Raw genomic sequence first — 20,956 nt, 5'->3', positions numbered from 1 at the left:
GATGTAGACGCCGATGACCAGGGACAGGGCGATGACAATGGCGATGATGGCGTAATTGGCTTCCATGGCTGCCTCCCGGGGTCCGCCTGCTGGCGGGAAGCCTCTGTATAGCCGGGAAGGCCGCCGGGCGCAAAAGCGAAAGCGCCGCAACCCGCGCCGGGCATGATCCCCGGTTGCTGCCGGAGAACACCCATGGGCACGGTCCTTGCCGGGTTGAAAAACCTGGCCGCCAGCTTCACCCGGCGCAAAACGCCGGTCGACCGCGACCAGTCGGCGGCGGTGTTCCGGGAAAAATACAACCGGTTCCAGTCGCTGCTCGAATCCAATACCGAACTGTTGAAAATCTGCTCGGAAATCGAGGAGATGCTGCGCGGGCGCACGGTGTTCGGCATGGCGTTCATCCGGTCGCGCACCAGCCGGGCCATCTTCCACGCCATCCGCATGATCAAGAGCTACGAGGGCCTCTCGGGCCGGCCCCAGCCCGTGCTGCTGGCTCTGGTGGAGCGGCTTTCGGCCGAGATCAAGGCGCTCATCGAGACCCGGGTCAACCCGGCCGGGGGCCGCCTTGTCCTCGACCTGGGCGAGATCACCGCCGAGATGGTGGACCAGGCCGGGGGCAAGTGCGCCAACCTGGGCGAAATCGCCGGCCGGGTCGGGCTGCCCGTGCCGCCGGGCTTTGCCGTCACCACCGCCGCCTTTCAGGCCTTTTTCGAGGAGGCCGGCCTCTACGAAACCATCGCCAGCATCCGCCTGGGCATCGCCCCGGACGATCCGGCCTCCATGGCCGCCGCCGCCGAGGACATCCAGGCCGCCATTCTTCGCGCCCCCCTACCCCAGGCCGTGGCCCGGGAAATCGACGCTGCCGCCGCCCGGCTGGAAGAAACCCTCGGCCCGGGAATGCGGTTGGCCGTGCGCTCCAGCGCCATCGGCGAGGACGGCGAACTCTCCTTCGCCGGCCAGTACCTCACCATGTTAAACGTCTCCCGGGACCGTCTGGCCGCGTCCTATAAATTCGTCCTGGCCAGCCTTTTTACTCCCCGGGCCATGTCCTACCGGCTGCTCAAGGGCATCCCCGACGACGACGTGGCCATGGCCGCCGCCTGTCTGGCCCTTATTCCCTCCAAGGCCGCCGGCGTGCTCTACACCCGGCTGCCCGAGGCTCCGGACCGCGACGAACTGCTCATTAACGCCGTCTGGGGCCTTGGACCCTACGCCGTGGACGGGGTCATCACCCCCGACGCCTATCGCCTGGACCGCCACAGCCTGGAGCCGACGGCCACCGATATCGCCGACAAGCCCCGAATGCTGGTGGCCTCGCCGACCGGCGGCCTGACCGACGTGCCCGTGGCCGAGGAACTGCGCCGTCTGCCCTGTCTGACCCCGGAGCAGGCCCATACCCTGGCCGGCTGGGGCATGGCCCTGGAGCGGCATTTCGGCCTTCCCCAGGACATGGAGTGGGCCCTGGCCGAGGACGGGGCGCTTTGCGTGCTGCAATCGCGGCAACTAACCGCCCTCACCGAGGCCGGGGCCGAGGCCGCGCCGCCGGTTCCGGGCTACGAAGTGGCGCTTTCCGGCGGCCAGACGGCCTGCGTCGGCGCTGCCTGCGGGCCGGTGCGGCTGGTGGCCCGCGACGAGGATCTGGACGACTTCCCGGACGGCGGGGTGTTGGTGGCTCCCCACAGCTCGCCGGGCTTCATGGTGGCCATGAAACGGGCGGCGGCCATCGTGGCCGACCACGGCAGCGTCACCGGCCATATGGCCTCGCTGTCCCGGGAGTTCGGCGTGCCCACGCTCCTGGGGCTGGGCCAGGCCACCACGGTGCTGAGGGACGGCGAGATCGTCACCGTGGACGCCTCGGGCTGCCGCATCTACCGGGGGCGGGTGGAGAGCCTGCTCGATACGGCCGCCGAGGCCCCGGCCTTCATGGCCGGCACGCAGGTCCACGCCATTTTGGCCGAGGCGGCCAAGCGCGTCGTGCCGCTCACGCTGCTCAATCCCAAGGCTCCGGAATTTCGCCCGGAGTCCTGCACGAGCCTGCATGACGTCACCAGACTCCTGCACGAATGGTCTTACGGCTGCATGTTCACCGTCAGCGACCTCGTGGCCGGCCAGGGCGGGGGCACCTACATCCTGGACGCCACCACCGGCCTTGATCTCCACATCATCGACCTGGGCGGCGGCATCCAGCCCGAAGCGGCGGAAAAAACACGGGTGCGCCCGCAGGACATCGCTTCCAAGCCCTTTGCCGCGCTTTTAACGGGACTGGTGCTCAGCGAAGAGGCCAAGGCGCTGCGTCCCGTCAATCTGGGCGGGTTTCTCTCGGTCATGTCCGTGCAGCTCATTGCCCAGCCCAAGGCCGGGGCCGACCGGTTCGGCGAGAAATCCTACGCGATTATTTCCGACAAATACCTCAATTTCAGTTCGCGGGTAGGCTACCACTACGGCGTGCTCGACTGCTACTGCGGGCATACGGTCAACAAGAACTACATCACGTTTTCGTTTTCCGGCGGCGCGGCCGACGACGTCAAGCGCGCCCGGCGGGCCACGGCCATCGGCCGCATCCTGACGGCGCTGGGGTTTACCGTGGAAGCCGTGTCCGACCGGGTGTCGGGGCGTTTCCAGAAGTTTTCCCGGGAGGTCATCGCCGAGCAGCTCGGGCATATGGGGCGACTGTTGCAGTTCACCCGCCAGACGGACATGCTCATGGTCAGCGACGCCAGCATGGACGCCATGGTGGCCTGCTTCCTGTCCGGCGCGCCGTGCTTCGATCCGGCCACCTTCGGCAGCCCGCCCGCCCAGGAAACGCCCTGACCTGTCGCGTGCCCGTCGCCGTCCCGCAACCCCATGTCGGGGGTCCGGGGGGCTGAGCCCCCCGGCGGAGAGGTCCAGGAGAGGCAGAGCCTCTCCTGGCCGCCGGAGGCAAAATCCCGTCGCACAACACCGCAAGGAGCCGCCATGCCGCGTTTTGCCGCCAATCTGACGATGCTTTTCACCGAACTGCCGTTTTTGGACCGCTTCGCCGCCGCGGCCAAGGCCGGGTTCAAGCAGGTCGAGTACCTGTTTCCTTATGACTACGAGGCCAAGGATCTGCGCTGGCATCTGGACGTCAACAACCTGACCCAGGTGCTGTTCAACCTGCCAAGCGGCGACTGGGCCGCCGGGGATCGGGGCATCGCCGCCGATCCTGCGCGGGTGGAGGAGTTTCGCGACGGCGTGCATAGGGCCGTGGACTATGCCCGCAGGCTGGGCGTGACCCGGCTCAACTGCCTGGCCGGCAAGCTGGTCCCGGGCCAGACCGAGGCCGACGCCTTCGACATGCTGGCCGCCAACGTGGTCTACGCCGCCGACGTGCTGCGGCGCGACGACATCGAGCTGGTGGTCGAGGCCATCAACCGCTACGACATCCCGGATTTCGTGGTCTGCCGCACGAGCCAGGTTATGGCGCTTTTGGACGCCATCGGCCGCAGCAACGTGTCCATGCAGTACGACGTCTACCATGCCCAGCGCCAGGAAGGGGAAATCGCCGCGACCCTTGCCGCCAACATCAAGCGCATCGGTCACGTGCAGATCGCCGACAACCCCGGCCGGCATCAGCCGGGCACGGGGGAGATCAATTTCCCCTTTATCTTTTCCGAGCTCGACCGCCTGGGCTACGACGGGTACGTGGGCCTGGAGTACGTGCCCACGCCGGACACGCTAGCCTCCCTGGGCTGGATCAAGGACATGGGCTATTCGTTGTAACGCCTGTTGCGCGTCGCCTGGACGCTGCGACGGGAAATCACCCGGAGGCGGCGTCGGCCGTGGGGCTTGAAGAGCAGGCCCATGGCCGTCCCGGCTTCCCGACGGCCGTTTTGGAGGAAATAAATGCAAAAGATAGGATTCATCGGCCTTGGCATCATGGGCAAGCCCATGTGCCGCAATCTGCTGCAGGCCGGCTACGAGGTCACGGTTTTTAGCCGCACCGCCGCCAATGTCGAGGCGGTCACGAGCCATGGCGCGGTCTTCGCCCCGTCGCCGGCAGCCGTGGCCGCAGCCAGCGAGCTGGTCATCACCATGGTGCCGGATTCCCCGCAGGTGCGCGAGGTGATCCTGGGCGAGGCCGGCGTCATCCACGGGGCCAAGCCCGGAACGTACGTCGTGGACATGAGTTCCATCGCGCCGCTGACCAGCCGGGAAGTGGCGGCCGAGCTGGCCGCAAAGGGCGTGCGGTTTCTGGACGCGCCGGTCAGCGGCGGCGAACCCAAGGCCATCGACGGCACGCTGTCGGTGATGGTCGGCGGCGAGGCGGCCGATTTCGAGGCGGTGAGGCCGGTGCTGTCGGCCATGGCCGGGTCCGTGGTGCGGGTGGGCGAGGTCGGGGCCGGCAACGTGGCCAAGCTGGCCAACCAGATCGTGGTGGCGCTCAACATCGCGGCCATGTCCGAGGCGCTGGTCCTGGCGGCCAAGGCCGGGGTGGAGCCGGATCTCGTCTATCAGGCCATACGCGGGGGACTGGCCGGCAGCACGGTGCTGGACGCCAAGGCCCCGCTGGTCATGGACCGCAAGTTCGATCCCGGCTTTCGCATCAAGCTGCACGCCAAGGATTTGAACAACGTCATGAACACGGCCCATGAGCTGCATGTGCCGCTGCCCTTTACCGCCGCCGTCATGGAAGTGATGCAGGCCATGATGGCCGACGGTTGCGGCGAGGACGACCACGGCAGCATCATCCGCCACTTCGAAAAACTCGCTGGCGTCACCGTCCAGCGCTGACACGCCGACCCATACAGGATGGGGGATCCGGGGGGCCTAAGGCCCCCCGGCGGGGATCGGGGCAGCGCCCCGATCTTCTCTTCCTCCTCAGAACATATACCGCAAATAATAGCCGCAGGTCGGATAGGTCCAAATGCCTTGGCGCAGGGCCGAGGCCGGCAGTCCCTGGCGCATGGCCAGGGCCACGACGTTTATCACTTCCTCGGCGGCGTGGCCCAGGATATGCGCGCCGAGGATGCGGTCGTTGTCCGGCGACACCAGCGTCTTGGACCAGCCCACGGTTTCGCCCAGGCGCTGCCAGGGGAAGCTGTCGGCCAGGTCGTATTCCTTTTTCACGTAGGCCAGGCCGCGCGCCTGGCAGTCAGCTTCGGTCAGCCCGCACATGGCGAGCGGCGGCTGGGTGAAAAGGGCGCTTGGCGTACCCGTGCGGTCGATGGCCGTGGGCGTTCCCAGGAGATTGGCGGCCACGACCCGGCTTTCCAGATCGGCCGTGGGGGTCAGCGCGTAGGGCGAATTCAGGCAGTCCCCGGCGGCGTAAACGTCGGGATTGGTGACGCTTTGCAGCTGGTCGTTGACCGTGACGCCGGAGCGGGTCGCGGCCACGCCGGCCGCGTCCAGGCCAAGCCCGGCCAGTTGGGGCGGCCGGCCGGCGGCGTTGACGGCCATGTCGGCGGCCAGGGAGAAACCCGGGCCGCTCACGCAAAGTCCCTGGGACTCCTTGTCGATGCGCGCCACCGGGGAGTTGAAGCGCACGGCGATGCCCATGGATTCGGTGGCGGCCACCAGCCGGGCCACGAGGTCGGCGTCGAAGCGGCGCAGGGCGGCGTCGCCATGGGTGAGGATGGTCGCCCGCGCGCCGCAGGCGGTGGCCAGATGGGCCAGTTCGAAGGCGACAAAGCCGCCGCCGACAAAGACGATGCGGGCCGGAAGCCTAGTCAGGGCCAGGAAGTCGTCGCTGGTGGCCAGGTGCTCCACGCCCGGGAAGTCGAAGCGCTGGTGGGTGGCTCCCACGGCGATAAGGATTTTTTTTGCCTCGATGGTTTTTTCGCCGGCCCGCAAGGTGCGCGGCCCGGTGAAGGCGGCCCGGGTGTGCAGGACGTCTATGCCGCGCTTGGCGTAGTCGTTCGCCAGCCAGGGGGCCACGGGTTCGGTGAAGGTGCGGGTGAAGGCGGCCATGGCCGGCCAGTCGGGCCGGGGTTCGCCGGCCAGCCCCTTGCCGGCCAGGTGGCGGGCCATGGCTACGGCCTCGGCCGGCCCCATGAGGATTTTTTTCGGGTTGCAGCCGGTGTGGGGGCACACGCCGCCGAGCAGACCTGATTCGATGACGCACACGGACCAGCCGGCCTCGCGGCAGGCCCTGGCCGCCGGGCCGCAGGCCGGGCCGCCGCCGATGACGGCCAGATCGTAGGCAAGGGTCGTCATGGGTACACCTCGTGGGCCGGCCGTCACGGGCCGGCGGTTGGACTTGGGGAGCTTTGGCGTACCATGGATTTGGCGTTTGCCATAGGGGCGGCGGGAAAGGGGCGCGTAGGCCTTGTTGTGCAACCTGTCCTGCCCTGTTGCCGGGCGGTTTGCCTTTCGACCATGGCTATGGCAGGTTTTTTATGCCAATGGTGCTGTAGCCGCCTGCCCTAAGGCGACGTCATGATTGCCGTCGAGGCAAGGGGAGTCCATGTCGCTCAAAAAGATGCTCAAGGAAGTGCCTCTTTGGAGGCCTTTTGGTTATCCGGTGTGGTCTCGCCGCGTCGTGGCCGTGTGTTTTCACAAGGATCTTTCCCAGGCGGCGGCCATGCTTGGGGACTGGTTCTACACCTCGTGCAGCGATTTTATTGTCGTTGATCACAACCACAAGACGCCAAGGGAGATAGCGGGCAATCTTGGTTCCGGGGCAAAGAGCCTGCCGGTGCGCAGTCTTTTCAAGGACAAGTTTCCCCTTGACGCCGATATCGTGATGATTTTTCCCCAGTACGAATGGAGCAAGCTGTCTGCCGGCGTTTGCGCTTTGAAAACATTGGGATTCAATGCCTTTTATGTCTATATGCCCATGCCGCATGACGACAGCACGGCCACGTGTCTGCCAAGGTACTATGAGGAATACAAAAAGGAACTGGAAAGCGTTTTCGAGCTGTTTGACGACAGGGAAAGCCAGGAAGTCTTTGCCTCCCGGGTTCGCGCTTTGACGACAGGCAATATCGGCTGGTTTCGCGTCTCGAATTACAATGAATATTACCATCCCAAAGTTCGTCCCCACAAGGGCGATGTGATCATCGACGGCGGGATATCCCGCTGCATCAATTCGCAGTTGGCCTTTTGCGCCAGTATTGGCGAGAAGGGCTGCCTCTACGGATTCGAGCCCGATCCCATGGGTTTCGTGGACGCCTACAATCAAATCCAAGACCGGGAAGACTGTCGGCATTTTCGGCTGATCCCACTGGGGTTGTGGAGCGAGAAGACATCCGTCAGTTTTGCGTCGAGCGGTTCAGGCTCTCGCGTCAAGGACGACCAGACGGGGAACGTCACCTGCGAGATGACGACCGTTGATGATTTTGTGCGGGAAAATGCCCTGGACAAGGTCGATTTTCTCAAACTCGACGTGGAAGGGGCCGAGCAGCAGGTCTTGCGAGCGGCCGTGAAAACCCTGGCCCGCCACAAGCCCAGACTGGCCATCTCCCTCTACCACTTGCCGGACGACCTGTTCGCCATCCCGCTTTTCATCAAGAGCATCCTTCCGGACAGCCGCTTTTATCTGGGCCACCACACGGCCTGCGTCTTCGAAACAGTGCTCTACGTCCAGCCGCAGTAATGCCTCATATCAAACATAACGACAGTTATGTTTGATAAATATACAATCATATCAACACGCATTTGCCATGTAGTTTCGCTTTGGCAATAGAATTGGAATGACGCACCGCCGGGGGACGCGGCCGACGGGACACGCTCCAAGGAGGCGGACATGGGACACCGGGGACATTACGATCTGGCCGTCATCGGCGGCGGCGCGGCCGGGCTGACCGTGGCCGCCGGGGCCGGGCGGCTGGGCGTGAAAACGCTGCTCATCGAGGCCGAGCCGGCCCTGGGCGGCGACTGTCTGCACTATGGCTGCGTGCCGAGCAAGACGCTGCTTGAGACCGCCCGAGCGCGTCACATGGCCGCCCGGGCCGAGGCTTTCGGCCTGCCGGCCATGGCCCTCCCTCCGGTGGATTTCGCCGCCGTGCGCCGACGCATCGAGGCGGTGATCGCCGGCATCCAGGAGCATGACTCCGTGGCCCGGTTCACGGGCCTGGGCGTCACGGTCCGCTTCGGCCAGGCCCGGTTTCGCGACGCCAACAGCCTGGAGGTGTACGGCGAGACGCTAACGGCCGACCGCATCGTCATCGCCGCCGGATCGCGGGCCGCCGTGCCGGACATCCCGGGGCTGGCCGAGGCGGGGTATGTCACCAATCGCGAACTGTTTTCGCTGCCAGGGCTCCCGGAGTCCCTGGTGATCCTTGGCGGCGGGGCCATCGCGGCCGAGATGGGGCAGGCTTTCGCCCGCCTGGGCAGCCGGGTGACCATCATCCAGCGAAGCGGCCGGCTGCTGTCCAAGGAAGACCCGGACCTGGCTCAGGTGGTCGAGGCAGGGCTGGCCGCCGACGGCGTGCGGCTCCTGTTGGGAGCCAAGGTCGCCAGCGTGGTCGGGCCGGACCCGGCCGGGCTGCGCACGGTCACGGTGGAGCAGGGGGGGGCGCGGGAAACCGTCGCCGCCGAGGTTATTCTCGTGGCCCAGGGACGAACGCCCAATACCGACGCCCTGGGCCTTGACGCCGTGGGCATTGCCCATACAAAAAAGGGCCTTGTGCTGGACGGGCGGCTGCGCACCAACCTGCCCCACGTGTTCGGGGCCGGGGACGTGACGGGCGAGCACCAGTTCACCCATGCCGCCGGCTACGAAGGCGGCGTGGTCCTGGCCGGGGCGGTGTTCCGACTGCCCAGGCAGGCCGCCTACGGCTTCATGCCGCGCGGCGTGTACAGCGACCCGGGCCTGGCCGCCGCCGGGCTGACGCAGGCCCAGGCCGTGGCCGCCGGCATCGCCCATACGGTGGTGGCCGAGCCCTACGCCGGCAATGACCGGGCCAGGGCGGCCGGGACGCCCGAAGGGCTGGTCAAGCTGGTGCTCGGCAAGGGGGGGCGGCTGCTTGGCGTGGGTATCGCCGGGGCCGGAGCCGGGGAACAGCTGGCCCTGTGGCTGGCGGCCAAGGCCGGCAAGGTCGGGCTGTCCACCCTGGCCGGCACGGTGCTGCCCTATCCGACCCTGGCCGAGACCGGCAAACGGGCCGCTGGCCGGCCCCTTGAGGCAAAACTTTTTTCCGGATTGACCCGGCGCGTGCTGCGCCTGCTGTTCGGCTATCGGGGATAAGGAACGACGATGACGGCAAAGCCGGTGCTGGTGATGGTGCTCAAGGGGTATCCCCGGATCTCCGAGACGTTTATTTCCAACGAGATCGAGCTGCTGGAGCGCCAGGGCTTTAGCGTGCGCATCGTGTCCATGCGACAGCCGCGCGAGAACTTCAGCCACGCCTCGGTGGGGCGCATCCAGGCCGAGGTGGTCTATCTGCCCGAGGCCATGCTGCCGGCCCTGGGGCGGCTTGTGGCCGCCAACCTCCGCACGGCTGTGTCCCGGCCGGCCGGCTATCTCAAAGCCGCCGGCCTCATGCTGCGCCACTTTTTCGAAGCGCCCAAATCGGCCACGGTCAAGCATTTGCTCCAGGCCGGGTTGCTGTGCGACGAGGCCTTGCGCCCGGGCGAAGCGCCCCATCTCCATGCCCATTTCGCCCATTCGCCCACGTCGGTAGCCATGTACGCCGGGCTTATGGCCGATGCGCCCGTGAGCTTCACCGGCCACGCCAAGGACGTCTGGACCCAGCGCCCCGAGCGGCTGGCCGAAAAGATCGGCCGGGCCGCCTTTGTCGTCACCTGCACCCAGGCCAACGCCGCGTACCTGAAAAAACTCTCGCCAAACGGCACGCCCATTTTTCCGGTCTACCACGGCATCGACCTGACGCTTTTTGACGGCGCGGCCGCCCGGCCGGCCGCCGGCCCGCCCTGGCGGCTTTTGACCGTGGCCCGGCTCACTGCCAAGAAGGGCCTGGACACCGTGCTGGACGCCCTGGGCCTTCTGGCCCGGGAGGGGGTCGATTTCACCTACGACCTCGTGGGCGCGGGCGAAGACGCCACGGCGTTGGCCGAACAGGCGGCGCGCCTGGGACTGGCCGACCGGGTGCGCTTCCACGGCGCAATGCCCCACGAACAGGTTGTCGCGCTGTACCGGGCCGCCCACGCCTTTGTCATCGGCTGCCGGGTGCTGCAAAACGGCGACCGCGACGGCGTGCCCAACGTCCTGGTCGAGGCCATGGCCATGGGGCTGCCCGTGGCCGCCACCAACGTCTCGGCCCTGCCGGAGCTGGCGATACATGGTGAAACGGCGCTGACGTGCGATCCCGACGACCCGGCCGCCCTGGCCGCCAACCTGCGCCGGCTGCTGGCCGACCCGGCCCTGGCCGGCAGGCTGGCCGCCGCCGCCCGGGAGCTGGTCGGCCGGGAATTCGACAACGTTGCCAACATCCGGCGGCTGGCCGCCGTGTTCGCCGCCCATGCCGGCGATCCGCCGGGGCGTTTCGCCCGGGACGCCGCCTTGTGAACGTCGCCTTTTACGCGCCGTTTAAGCCCTTGGACCATCCCGATCCGTCCGGGGACCGCACCATCGGCCGGGAGCTGGCCGCCGCGCTCACGGACCAGGGCATAAAGCTCACCGTGGCCAGCCGCTTTCGGGCGCGCTGGCTGTCGTGCCGCCCCAGGCTCTGGATCGAGGCCCTTTTCGCCCGCCGGGCCGCCCTGGAGGCGGCCTCCCGGGCCAAGGCCAGGCTTTTTCTCACCTACCACGCCTATTACAAGTCCCCCGATGTCATCGGCCCCTACGTGGCCCGGGAGCTCGGCATCCCCTACGTGGTCTTCCAGGGCGTGTTCTCAACCAAGCAACGCCGCAGGCTCAAAACGCGCCTGGGCTACGAACTCAACCGCCGCGCGCTTCTGGCCGCCGATCTGGTCGTGTCCAACCGTCGGCTGGACGTGGAGAATTTGCAGCGCCTGCTGCCCCGGGAGCGCCTGGGCTACGTGCGGCCGGGCATCGACCCCGAGGCCTTCGCCTTTGACCCCGAGGCCCGGCGGGAGCTGCGCCGGCAGTGGGGCGTGGGGATCCGGCCGGTTGTCGTCACGGCGGCCATGTTCCGCGACGACGTCAAGACCGAGAGTCTGACTTTTCTTTTTGAGCGCCTGGGCGAACTGCACCGGGCCGGACGCGACTTCGCCTTGGTCGCGGCCGGCGACGGCCCGACCCGGGAGCGTCTGACCGCCCTGGCGACGAAAGAACTGCCCGGTCGGGCCATTTTTCTGGGCCAGGTGCCCCGGGAGCGGCTCGGCGCGGTCTACAGCGCCGGGGACGTGTTCGCCTTTCCGGGCCTGCGGGAGTCGCTGGGCATGGTCTACCTGGAAGCCCAGGCGGCCGGGCTGCCGGTGGTGGCCCTGGCCGATGGCGGCGTTGCCGAGGTGGTGGCCGACGGCGAGACGGGCATCCTTACGCCTCCGGCCGATCCGGCCGCCTATACCCGGGCCGTGGACGCCCTGCTGGGCGACCGACAGCGGCGGTTGGCCATGGGCGAGGCGGCCCGGGCCTACGTGCGCGCCTCGCATGACCGGGCCAGGAATTACGGCGTGTTGGCCGGCGTGTTGCGCCGGCTGGCCGGGGAGGGCTGAAAAAGGCGCTGGCCCAACAGGGAGGTTTTGTGGTAAAAAACAGCACTTTTTTGCAGTGATCCGAAGGCGCGAGCCCGGTTTTGGGGCTCTGGGCGGCATTGGTCGCCAAAGACTGTCGAGGTTGCCGTGAACGGCCGATAGCCCAGGGGCAAGCCCTGTGGCTGTGGGTGGCGTTTGGTGCGGGCTTGGCAGGAGGATAACGTCAGTCAGCCTTCCGCTCGCGCGGCGTGGCGGCGAGCGGGCGATGGAGCCGTGATGGCCAAATTGCACGAGACGCCGCTGCGCGATCTGCCGCCCGCCGCGCCCATTACCTTGGGGCTGTGGACCACCGCCGCCCAGGCCGCCCGCACCCTGCTCGGGGCCGGGGCCGGCGAGGCGCTGGTCCTTGACGGCGGCCGCCCCCTTGGCGTCGTCACCACCAGCGGCCTGTCCAAGGTGCTGACCCACAACATCGTCCAGGCCGCCCATCTGGCCGTGCGCGACGTCATGGACCCGGTGGCCGTGTCGCCGGAAAGCGACTATCTGCCCGGGGCCTTGCGCCATCTGCTGGCCGCGCCGTCGCGCCGGCTGGCCGTGGTGGACGCCGCCGGCCGGGCCGTGGGCATGCTCGCGCCCTTTCATGTGGCCCGCCTGGGCGTGGCCCTGGACGAGCTGGCCGAGCGCACCGTGGCCAGCGCCATGACCCGCACCGTGGTCACGGCCCGGGCTGGCGAAGCCCTGCCCATGGTGTTGGCCCGTATGACGCGCCTTGGCGTCGGCGGGGTGGTGGTGGCCAGGGACGACGTGCCTTGCGGCGTTTTCACCGCCCGCGACGCCGTGCGCCTTTTGGCCGGCGGCGCGGACATTCGCGACATGGCGGTGGACGCGGCCATGAGCGCGCCGGTGGCCACGGTGGCCCCGCAACTGCCCCTGGCCGAAGGGCTGGCCGGCATGGACGGGGCCGGGGCCGGGCGGCTGGTGGTCGCCGATCCGGACGGTTTTCTTATCGGCCTTTTGACCTGGACCGACGTGGCCGCCGTGTTGTCGGGCATCGTGTCCGACGCCGAAACGGCCCGGTTGCGCGACCAGGCCGACCGCTACCGCGACCTCTACGACAACGCCGCGACGGGCCTTTTCCGCCTCGACCACCAAGGGCGGCCCGTGGCCGTCAACGCCGCCTTGTCCCGGATGCTCGGCTACCGCGACGTGGCCGACTGCCTGCGCCAGTCGCGCCAGCCTGCCCATCCCCTGCGCCTGGACGGACCAAGCCGGCGCGAGCTTATGCCCCGCGCCCTGTCCCAGGCCGACCCCGTGACTTTCGAGGCGAGAGGACCGCGGCGTGAGGGCGGCTATCGCCGGCTGGCCTGTTCCGTGCGGGCCGTGCGCGACGCCTACGATCAGCCCACGGGCTTTGAGGGCGCCTGTGCCGACGTCCCCCAGGCCGCTGTGCCCGGCGGGCCGTCCGATGACGCCGGCTACCGGTCCCTGATCGAACACCAGACCGAACTCATCTGCCGCTTCGATCCCGCCGGCCGGCTCATTTTCGTCAACGCCGCCTATGCCCGCTACTGGGGCAAGACCCCCGAAGTCTGCCTGGCCGAGAATTTCCAGCCCGCCTTGCATCCCGACGACGCGGCCATGGTGGCCCGGCGCGTGGCTTCGCTGTGTCCCCACCGGCCCACCACCGGCTATGAGGTGCGGGTGCTGCGGCCCGATGGCCGCGCCCGCTATCAGCGCTGGACTCGCCGGGCCATCTTCGACGCCGCCGGCGAACTGGTCGAATACCAAGCCGTGGGCCGCGACATCACCCCGCGCAAACTGGCCGAACAGTCCCTCAAGCGCCGGGCCGAGGAGTTGCACGTCCTGGCCGAAGAGAAAAACGCCGAAGCCGCCGCCTTGGCCGACCGTCTCGGCGCGGCCCTGGCCGATGGCCGGCGGCTGGCCGATGCCCTGCGCGAAAAGACGTTTTTCCTCGACGCCGTGCTTGCCGGCGTCCAGGACGGCGTGTGCCTGCTGTCGCCGGAAATGGAAGTCCTGGCCGTCAACCGGTCGCTACGCGGCATGTACGCCTCGCGCGGCGAGATCGTCGGCCAGCGCTGCCACGAGGTCTATCACGGCCTGTCCGCCCCCTGCCAGGATTGCCCGTCCCTGCGGGCCATGGCCACCCGCAAGCTGGCCATCAGCGTGGTGCCCAAGGACGATCCGGGCGATTCCGCCGGTTGGGTGGAGCTTTTCTGCTATCCCATGCTCGACGCCGCCGGCTCGGTGGCCGCCGTGGTGGAAATCGTGCGCGACGTTACGGCCGGCAAGAAGCTCGAAGCCGAACTGGCCGCCGCCCTGGAGCGGGCCGAGGCGGCCAGCCAGGCCAAGGGCGCGTTCCTGGCCAACATGAGCCACGAAATCCGCACGCCACTTAATGCCGTCCTGGGCTACGTCCAGCTCATGCTGCGCGACCGCCTGGAGCCGGCCCAGCGCCAGCGCCTGGCCGTGGTGGAAGAGTCCGCCGCCACGCTGTTGTCCATTATCAACGACATCCTTGACTATTCCAAGATCGAGGCCGGCCGGCTGGAGATCAAGGCCGAGTCCTTTGATCTGGCCCAATGCCTGGCCGCCGTGGTCAAGGAGCAGGAGGTGCTGGCCCGGGAAAAGGGGCTGACCCTGGACCTGCAACTCGACCCGGGGTTGCCCGGGAGCGTGCGCGGCGACGGCTTGCGCCTGCGCCAGATCCTGCGCAACCTCGTCAACAACGCCGTCAAATACACCGAGCACGGCAGCGTGACCCTGCGCGCCTCGTTGCTTGACCGTTCGCCGTGCCCCACCGGGAGCGGCGAACGCGTCACCTTGCGCTTTGCCGTCATCGACACCGGTGTGGGCATCCCGGCCGACCAGCTGCCCGCCATCTTCGACAGCTTCACCCAGGTGGACGGCGGCCTGACCAAACGCCAGGCCGGCACGGGCTTGGGCCTGGCCATCTGCCGCCGGCTGGCCGGACTCATGAGCGGCGAGGTGTTCGTGGACAGCGTAGCCGGCAAGGGCAGCGTGTTCTGGCTCGAATGCCCCTTCGAGGCCGCCGCCGGCCTGGGCGGGCTGACTCGGCGGGACTTTAGCCCGTCGTCGCGCCGGGAGCCGCCGCCAAGCCTGCGGGTGCTGCTGGTGGAAGACAACCGGGTCAACCGTGTCTTTGCCACCGATCTCCTGGAGAGCCGAGGCCATGAGGTCATCCTGGCGGAGAACGGCCGGGTGGCCCTGGAATATCTCGTGTCCCACGCCGTGGACGTGGTGCTCATGGACATCCAGATGCCGGTCATGGACGGTCTGGCCGCCACCCGGGCCATCCGGGCCGGCCATCTGGACATCGACCCGGGCCTGCCCGTGGTCGGGCTATCGGCCTACGCCATGGATCAGGAGCGCGAGCGTTTTCTGGCCGCCGGTTTCGACGACTACATCACCAAGCCCATTGACGTGGAAACGTTTTTCGCCGTGGTGGCCCGGGTGTTGGCCCGTCGCGGCCGTACGCCGGCGGGGGCGCGGGAGGCGGGCAGGCAGACGCTCCCGTCGCCCATCGACGTCCAGGCTCTGGCCGCCCAGTACCGGGGCAAGGCCGGGCTGCTCACCCGGGTGGGGCGCGAGTTCGTGTCCTCGGTGCCGGATCAGCTGACGTGTCTGCGCGAGGCCATGGACCAGGGCGATCTGGCCGTGTGCGAGCGGGTGGCCCATACCCTTAAAGGCAACGCGGCCATGTTCGGGGCGGCGGCCATGCGCGGCCTGGCCGCCGAGGCCGAGCAGGCGGCGGCGGCCGGCGACGTGGCCCGGCTGGCCGAGCTGTCCCCGACCCTGGATCAGGCCTGCCGGGAGGCGGTCTGCGGCCTGGACGACTATTTGTGCCGCATCGGAAACTGACGGCTCGCCGCAACGGGCCGAGCAAAGGACAAACGCCATGTCGCGCTGCGTGTTTTATCTCCTGCGCCATGCCCCGACCCTGTGGAACCTGGACAAGCGCATCCAGGGCCAGTGGGACAGCGAACTGGCTCCGGTCGCCACGGCCCAGTGCGAGGCCCTGGCCCCACAGCTGGCCGGGCTGGCCCTGGCCCGCATCCTGTGCAGCGACCTCGGCCGGGCCAAATCCACCGCCGGCATCTTAAACCGCAGCCTGCGTCTGCCCGTGACCCTGGAAAAACGCCTGCGCGAGCAGCACTACGGCGACTGGACCGGCAAGCATTGGCGCGACATCCCGCCCGAAGCCATCGCCGCCGCCGAGGCCGCCGGCTGGAGTTTTCACCCCACCGGCGGCGAATCGCGCGCCGACGTGCGCCAGCGGGCCGAACACGCGCTCATTGACGCGGCCAAAGCCAACGGCGGCCGCAACGTGCTGGTGGTCACCCACCAGGGCGTGATCAAAGCCGTGCTTTACCATCTCCTAGGCCGGGCCTACCTGCCCAGCGAACCACCGGCCTTTGACCCGAACCGGGTCCAGGAGGTGGTCTGCCAGGGCGGGCAGCTCACCCTGGGCCGCTTGGACCTGGAGCTGCCCCAGCCGTGAAAATCGCCGTCTACTGCCAGCATGTGCTGGGCATGGGGCATCTGTTTCGCACGCTGGAAATCGTCGCCGCCCTGGACGGCCACGAGCGCCTGCTCGTTGTCGGCGGCCCGGACGTGCCGGCGGCCGTGCCGGAAGGCGTGCGCCTGCTTCGTCTGCCGCCCCTGGCCATGGACGCCGATTTCCGCGCCCTGACCCTGGAAGGCCCGGCCCTGGAGGCGGCCAAGGCCGCCCGCAAGGCCCTGCTGCTCGACGCCCTGGCCGATTTCGCGCCCGACGTCTTTTTCGTCGAGCTCTATCCCTTCGGCCGCAAGGCCTTCGAGTTCGAGCTGCTGCCGGCCATCCGCGCCGTGCGGGAGCGGGGCGGCAAGGTCGTTTGCGGCGTGCGCGATATCCTGGTCGAAAAAAAGGACCAGGCCGCCTACGAGACCCGGGTGCTGGACCGGCTCAATCGCCACTTCGACGCCGTGTGCGTCCACGGCGATCCGGCGCTTTTCCCCCTGTCCGCCACCTTTGCCCGGGCCGGCGACATCACCCTGCCCGTGGCCCATACCGGTTACGTGGCCCCGGCCCGGGCCACGCCCCAGGCCGCCGCCGCCGCCCGGGCCGCCTTGGGCGTGGCCGAAGGCAAGCCCCTCGTGGTCGTCTCGGCCGGCGGCGGCAAGGTCGGTTCCGAGCTGCCCGCCGCCGTGCTGGACGCCTGCCGGGACCACGGCCAACTGGCCGATGCGGCCCTTCGCGTGTTTTCCGGCCCCTTTTGCGACGAAGACGCCTTGGCCGCCCTGGTCCGGGCCGCGGCCGACCTGCCCGACGCCCGGGTGGCCCGCTTCACCCCGGATTTCCCGGCCGTGCTGGCCGGGTGCGACCTGTCCGTGAGCCTGGCCGGCTACAACACCGTCATGGCACTGCTCGCCGCCCGCTGCCGAGCGTTGGTCATGCCCTTTGACCAGAACCGCGAACAGCGCCTGCGCGCCGAGCGCCTAGCCGCCCTGGGGCTGCTCGGCCTCCTCGAACCGTCGCAGCTCTCTGCGTCCCTGCTCGCCCCCCGCCTGGCCGCCGCCCTTGCCGCCCCGTCGCCCCAGCCCGGGCGCATTGACCTCGACGGCGCGGCCAAGGCGGCGCGGTTTATAGTGGAAATACGGTAAGAGAGAAGAGGGAAGAGGCCTCCGGCGGCTGGGGGCCTGAGGCCCCCAGACCCCCCGAATGGGGAAAGGGTAAAGGGGGTTCAGCGGGGAGCGGCGTCAGGGGCGCAGATAAACGGCGTCGCCCGAGGCGATGCGGCCGGCCGGGTCGCGGTGGAAATCGTAGACCCCGTCGAGCATCAGTCCGAAACCCTGCAAATAGGCCGTCAGCTCGTCCAGAAGCGCCTGCCCGTCGTAGAGCGGATAGAGCGCCGCCTCGGCCACCACCGCCGAGACTCCGCCCAAAAGCCCGGCCGCCCCCCGCAAGGCCGGCAATTCGTAGCCCTGCAAATCCAGCTTGATGACGTCGGCCCGCCCAAGCACCGCGTCCAGCCGGACCACCGGCACGTCCACCACCGCCGTCTCCGTCAATTCCTGGTCCGCGTACTTTTCGTGAATGCCCGTGGGCGCAAACAGCGAGGAGAGCGTGGGGCGCGACATCACCGTCAAGGGCAAGACCGCCGCTGTCTCGCCCAGGGCCACGGCATGGACCGTCAGACGCGGCTCGTCGGCGAACCGCTTGGCCAGCTTGCGGGCAAGTATTGGCTGAGGCTCGAAGGCCGCCACCCGGCAGCCGGGCAGGGCGGCCAGAAAACGCGCCGCCACCCGCCCCTTGTTGGCCCCGCCGTCCACCACCACCGGCGCGTCCGGCAGGGCCAGCCCGGCCAGTCGGCCGAAAAAAGCTTCGACGCTCATGCCCGGCCCGGTCTCGCCGGCGCGTGGAGCCCGGGCGCGTCGTCATCGTCGTCGGCCGTGCCCATGGCGGTCTCCAGGGCGTCGGGGTCTGGCCCGTCCGGGTCCTCGGCCAGGGGATCGATGGGCAACTGCAACGTGAAGCCGGCCTCGGTCGCGTGTTGGGCAAAGGTCAGGGAGCCGCCCATGTTTTTGACGATTCTGTAGGCCAGCGGCAACCCCAGGCGTTCGTCGCCTTCCTCGAAGGGCAGAAACAGCACCTCGGGATCGACCACCGGGCGCGAGGGGCGGAAGGTCACGTCCAGGTGGGCGTAGCGGGCGTGGCGCGAGGTGGCCAGTTGGACGGTCTGGCCGGCCGGGCTGCGGCTGACGGCGAAGCGGGTCAGGCTCGTCACCACCTGGGTGAGCAGGTCCGGGTCCAGGCGCAGGTCGGGCAGGCCCCCGGCCAGGTCCGCCGCCGCCACGATCCCCCGGGCGGCGAATTCCGGGGCCAGGAAATCCAGGGCGGCCATGGCGATGGCCCTAAGCGAACACAGGCGCGGCCGCAGGTCCACGGGATGCAGGTAATTGCGGATCTTGTCGAGAATGTCCTCCAGCCGCCGGGCCTCGGACAGGATGATGCCGGCCTCCCGGGAGTCCGGCAGCCGGGCTTGCAGGCGATGGGCAAAACCGGCGATGGAAAACAGGGGATTGCGGATCTCGTGGGCGACTTCAGCGGATATGGCTCCGAGAGTCTTGAGTTTTTCTTCCTGGACCACGAACCGCTCCAGTTCCACCCGGTCGGTGATGTCGACCACGATGCCCTCGATCTGGCGATCATCGCCGCCGTTTTTATCCCGGGCCGAGGGGATGGCCCGCAGCAGGGCGTGGATGGTCGCGCCGTTTTTGTGCAGGAACCGGCATTCCTCGGTGTGGGACGCCTTGCCCGGCCCCAGGCTCTCGCCCAGCCAGGCCGTGACCCGGTCCCGGTCCTCGGGATGGAGCCGGGCCGGAAAAAAGCCCGGCGCGGCCAGGGCTTCGGCCCGGGAAAATCCGAGCAGCGGCCGGCAGAACTTATTGATGAACGTCAATTCCAGGTGCTTGTCCAAAATGAAGACCAACAGCGGCAGGCTCTGGACCAGGGTGAAATAGCGGTTTTCGGCCTGTTTGACGGCCCGGGCCAGTTCCCGGCGCTCCAGGGCCGCCTCCAGGGCGTGGGCCAGCAGATCGAAGCTGACGATGGGTTTTTGCAGGTAATCGGTGGCGCCCAGGCGAAAGGCGCGGATGACGCCGTCGATGCCGTCCTGGCCGGAGATGACGATAACCGGCGGCGCGTCGTGTTCCCGGGACAGGGCTTCCAGCACGCCGAAGCCGTCGCGCCGGGGTAGGCGCAGATCCAGCAGCACGGCGTCGGGCCCGATGTCCGCGATGCGGCGCAAGGCTTCGTCCCCGTCACCGGCCTCGGTGACGGCGTAGCCGGAGATTTCGAGCCAGGCGCACACCGGGCGGCGCACGTTCTCGTCGTCTTCCACCACCAGGATTTTGGCGATTTTGTCGGACATGGCAGGCCTCCCCGGAATTTCGGGCTGGCCCAAGCCTAGCGCTTTTCCAGGAAAGACGCCAGTCGGCAGGCTTTTGTTACGGGTTTGCAACGGGGTCGATTTTGGTGTTGCAAAAATGTCAACGCTGGGCTAGTCAGGAGTTGTCGATGCGGCGGAAAGCGGCCGGCTTGGCCTTGGAGAGGGCCGCGCGGGGCCGTTTGAGGCAACGGACGCGACGACGACGGCAAGGGAATCTTCGACAAAAACGTCATCAGAGGGGGAACCATGAACGCGGCAGATACCGCTTTCGTGCTCATTTCGGCGGCCCTGGTCATGCTTATGACTCCGGGTCTGGCGCTTTTTTACGGCGGCATGGTCCGTACCAAGAACATCCTTGGCACGCTCATGCATTCCAACATCCTGCTTGGCACCGTTTCCGTGCTGTGGGCCATCGTGGGCTACAGCTTGGCCTTTGGCGGCGACATCGGCGGCGTCATCGGCAATCTCGACTTCATGTTCCTTAACGGCGTCGGCACGGCGGCCAAGGAAGGCGTGGACAACATCCCGCACCTGGCCTTCATGATCTTCCAGTGCATGTTCGCCGTCATCACCCCGGCGCTGATCACCGGCGCGTTTGCCGAGCGCATCAAATTCTCCGGCTTCCTGCTCTTCACCACCCTGTGGCTGCTGGTCGTCTACTGTCCCATGGCCCACTGGGTCTGGGGCGGCGGCTGGATGGCCAAGATGGGCGCTCTCGACTTCGCCGGCGGCGCGGTCGTCCACATGAGCTCCGGCGCGTCCGCCCTGGCCGCCGTCCTCTACCTGGGACGCCGCCACGGCTACGGCAAGCAGTCGTTTATTCCGCATAACCTGCCCCTGACCATCCTTGGCGCGGGCATCCTCTGGTTCGGCTGGTTCGGCTTCAACGCCGGCAGCGCTCTGGCCGCCAACGGCCTGGCCGCCTCGGCCTTCGTCACCACCCACCTGGCCGCCGCCGCCGCCGCCTTTAGCTGGATCATCGTGGAGTGGTGGCATCGCGGCAAGCCCACCACCCTGGGCATGGCCTCCGGCGCGGTGGCCGGTCTGGTCGCCATCACCCCGGCCGCCGGCTACGTCGAACCCATGCCGGCCATCCTCATGGGGCTTATTGCCGGCGGGCTGTGCTACGGCGGCGTGCTCATCAAGAGCGTGTTCAAGTACGACGACTCCCTGGACGTGGTGGGCATCCACGGCCTGGGCGGCACTTTCGGCGCCCTGGCCACCGGCCTGTTCGCCACCAAGGCCGTCAACGAGCTTGGCAACGACGGCCTGTTCTACGGCAACCCCGAACAGCTCTGGATCCAGTTCGTGTCCGTGGTCGCCACCTGGGTGTTCTGCTTCGTCATGACGCTGATCCTCTTTAAAATCGTGGACGTGATGGTTGGTATTCGGGTAAGCCAGGACGACGAGATCAAGGGTCTCGACGTCAGCCAGCACAGCGAAGTCGGCTACCAGCTCTAGTCAAG

14 protein-coding genes are annotated in these 20,956 nt (G+C 68.1%); 11 read left to right on the top strand and 3 right to left on the bottom strand.

Annotated elements, in window-relative coordinates:
• Positions 1-192: 192 nt before the first annotated feature.
• The 3 genes from DMR_RS16565 to garR all read left to right on the top strand — a co-directional run bounded on the left by DMR_RS16565 (position 193) and on the right by garR (position 4,752).
• Positions 193-2,811 carry a PEP/pyruvate-binding domain-containing protein gene (locus DMR_RS16565; protein ID WP_015862138.1) on the top strand — a complete coding sequence of 873 codons (2,619 nt, stop codon included), beginning with the start codon at positions 193-195 and terminating at the stop codon, positions 2,809-2,811.
• A gap of 144 nt (positions 2,812-2,955) precedes the next feature.
• Positions 2,956-3,741: a hydroxypyruvate isomerase gene (gene hyi / locus DMR_RS16560; RefSeq protein ID WP_015862137.1), complete on the top strand. Its 786-nt coding sequence runs from the start codon at positions 2,956-2,958 to the stop codon at positions 3,739-3,741.
• A 123-nt stretch (positions 3,742-3,864) separates the two neighbouring features.
• Entirely contained in the window at positions 3,865-4,752 is an 888-nt protein-coding gene (garR, locus tag DMR_RS16555) for a 2-hydroxy-3-oxopropionate reductase (protein ID WP_015862136.1), read from the top strand.
• 87 nt (positions 4,753-4,839) lie between these two features.
• Here garR and DMR_RS16550 read toward each other — a convergent pair whose 3' ends face one another.
• A complete protein-coding gene (locus DMR_RS16550) occupies positions 4,840-6,174 on the bottom strand; it encodes a dihydrolipoyl dehydrogenase family protein (protein ID WP_015862135.1) in 1,335 nt (444 codons plus the stop codon).
• Between the two features lie 250 nt (positions 6,175-6,424).
• On the opposite strand from DMR_RS16550, the gene DMR_RS16545 reads away from it, so the two are divergent.
• The 7 genes from DMR_RS16545 to DMR_RS16515 all read left to right on the top strand — a co-directional run bounded on the left by DMR_RS16545 (position 6,425) and on the right by DMR_RS16515 (position 17,202).
• Positions 6,425-7,555, top strand: a complete 1,131-nt coding sequence (locus tag DMR_RS16545; RefSeq protein ID WP_015862134.1) for an FkbM family methyltransferase — start codon at positions 6,425-6,427, stop codon at positions 7,553-7,555.
• Positions 7,556-7,705: 150 nt separating this feature from the next.
• Entirely contained in the window at positions 7,706-9,148 is a 1,443-nt protein-coding gene (locus tag DMR_RS16540) for a dihydrolipoyl dehydrogenase family protein (RefSeq protein ID WP_015862133.1), read from the top strand.
• A 9-nt stretch (positions 9,149-9,157) separates the two neighbouring features.
• The gene (locus DMR_RS16535; RefSeq protein ID WP_015862132.1) at positions 9,158-10,429 is read left to right on the top strand and encodes a glycosyltransferase family 4 protein; all 1,272 of its coding nucleotides are present in this window, start codon (positions 9,158-9,160) and stop codon (positions 10,427-10,429) included.
• On the top strand, positions 10,426-11,541 hold the full coding sequence (locus DMR_RS16530; RefSeq protein ID WP_015862131.1) for a glycosyltransferase family 4 protein: 1,116 nt from the start codon (positions 10,426-10,428) through the stop codon (positions 11,539-11,541). The genes DMR_RS16535 and DMR_RS16530 overlap by 4 nt, the downstream gene beginning before the upstream one ends.
• Before the next feature lie 255 nt (positions 11,542-11,796).
• Entirely contained in the window at positions 11,797-15,420 is a 3,624-nt protein-coding gene (locus tag DMR_RS16525) for a PAS domain-containing protein (protein WP_043600944.1), read from the top strand.
• A 37-nt stretch (positions 15,421-15,457) separates the two neighbouring features.
• The gene (locus DMR_RS16520) at positions 15,458-16,060 is read left to right on the top strand and encodes a histidine phosphatase family protein (RefSeq protein WP_015862129.1); all 603 of its coding nucleotides are present in this window, start codon (positions 15,458-15,460) and stop codon (positions 16,058-16,060) included.
• On the top strand, positions 16,057-17,202 hold the full coding sequence (locus tag DMR_RS16515) for a glycosyltransferase family protein (RefSeq protein WP_015862128.1): 1,146 nt from the start codon (positions 16,057-16,059) through the stop codon (positions 17,200-17,202). The genes DMR_RS16520 and DMR_RS16515 overlap by 4 nt, the downstream gene beginning before the upstream one ends.
• A 96-nt stretch (positions 17,203-17,298) precedes the next feature.
• On the opposite strand, the gene DMR_RS16510 is transcribed toward DMR_RS16515, so the two are convergent.
• Positions 17,299-17,934: an FkbM family methyltransferase gene (locus tag DMR_RS16510; protein WP_015862127.1), complete on the bottom strand. Its 636-nt coding sequence runs from the start codon at positions 17,932-17,934 to the stop codon at positions 17,299-17,301.
• On the bottom strand, positions 17,931-19,472 hold the full coding sequence (locus tag DMR_RS25635; protein ID WP_015862126.1) for an ATP-binding response regulator: 1,542 nt from the start codon (positions 19,470-19,472) through the stop codon (positions 17,931-17,933). Before DMR_RS25635 ends, DMR_RS16510 begins: the two co-directional genes overlap by 4 nt.
• A gap of 264 nt (positions 19,473-19,736) precedes the next feature.
• Between DMR_RS25635 and DMR_RS16500 the strand changes: the two genes are divergently transcribed.
• Positions 19,737-20,951 (top strand): ammonium transporter, encoded by a 1,215-nt coding sequence (locus DMR_RS16500; RefSeq protein WP_015862125.1) that lies wholly within the window; start codon positions 19,737-19,739, stop codon positions 20,949-20,951.
• The last annotated feature ends 5 nt before the right edge of the window (positions 20,952-20,956 follow it).

It is taken from the genome of Solidesulfovibrio magneticus RS-1, from assembly GCF_000010665.1.
In the GTDB taxonomy this organism is placed as follows: Bacteria; Desulfobacterota; Desulfovibrionia; order Desulfovibrionales; family Desulfovibrionaceae; genus Solidesulfovibrio; species Solidesulfovibrio magneticus.
The sequence above is the reverse complement of the archived record's forward strand: the minus strand, read 5'-3'. Positions and strand labels throughout refer to the sequence as shown.

Coding starts and splice junctions, on each gene's coding strand:
- hyi (WP_015862137.1), top strand. CDS start 2,956: ATGCCGCGTTTTGCCGCCAATCTGACGATGCTTTTCACCGAACTGCCG.
- DMR_RS16500 (WP_015862125.1), top strand. CDS start 19,737: ATGAACGCGGCAGATACCGCTTTCGTGCTCATTTCGGCGGCCCTGGTC.
- DMR_RS16540 (WP_015862133.1), top strand. CDS start 7,706: ATGGGACACCGGGGACATTACGATCTGGCCGTCATCGGCGGCGGCGCG.
- DMR_RS25635 (WP_015862126.1), bottom strand. CDS start 19,472: ATGTCCGACAAAATCGCCAAAATCCTGGTGGTGGAAGACGACGAGAAC.
- DMR_RS16525 (WP_043600944.1), top strand. CDS start 11,797: ATGGCCAAATTGCACGAGACGCCGCTGCGCGATCTGCCGCCCGCCGCG.
- DMR_RS16510 (WP_015862127.1), bottom strand. CDS start 17,934: ATGAGCGTCGAAGCTTTTTTCGGCCGACTGGCCGGGCTGGCCCTGCCG.
- DMR_RS16545 (WP_015862134.1), top strand. CDS start 6,425: ATGTCGCTCAAAAAGATGCTCAAGGAAGTGCCTCTTTGGAGGCCTTTT.
- DMR_RS16535 (WP_015862132.1), top strand. CDS start 9,158: ATGACGGCAAAGCCGGTGCTGGTGATGGTGCTCAAGGGGTATCCCCGG.
- DMR_RS16565 (WP_015862138.1), top strand. CDS start 193: ATGGGCACGGTCCTTGCCGGGTTGAAAAACCTGGCCGCCAGCTTCACC.
- DMR_RS16550 (WP_015862135.1), bottom strand. CDS start 6,174: ATGACGACCCTTGCCTACGATCTGGCCGTCATCGGCGGCGGCCCGGCC.
- garR (WP_015862136.1), top strand. CDS start 3,865: ATGCAAAAGATAGGATTCATCGGCCTTGGCATCATGGGCAAGCCCATG.
- DMR_RS16520 (WP_015862129.1), top strand. CDS start 15,458: ATGTCGCGCTGCGTGTTTTATCTCCTGCGCCATGCCCCGACCCTGTGG.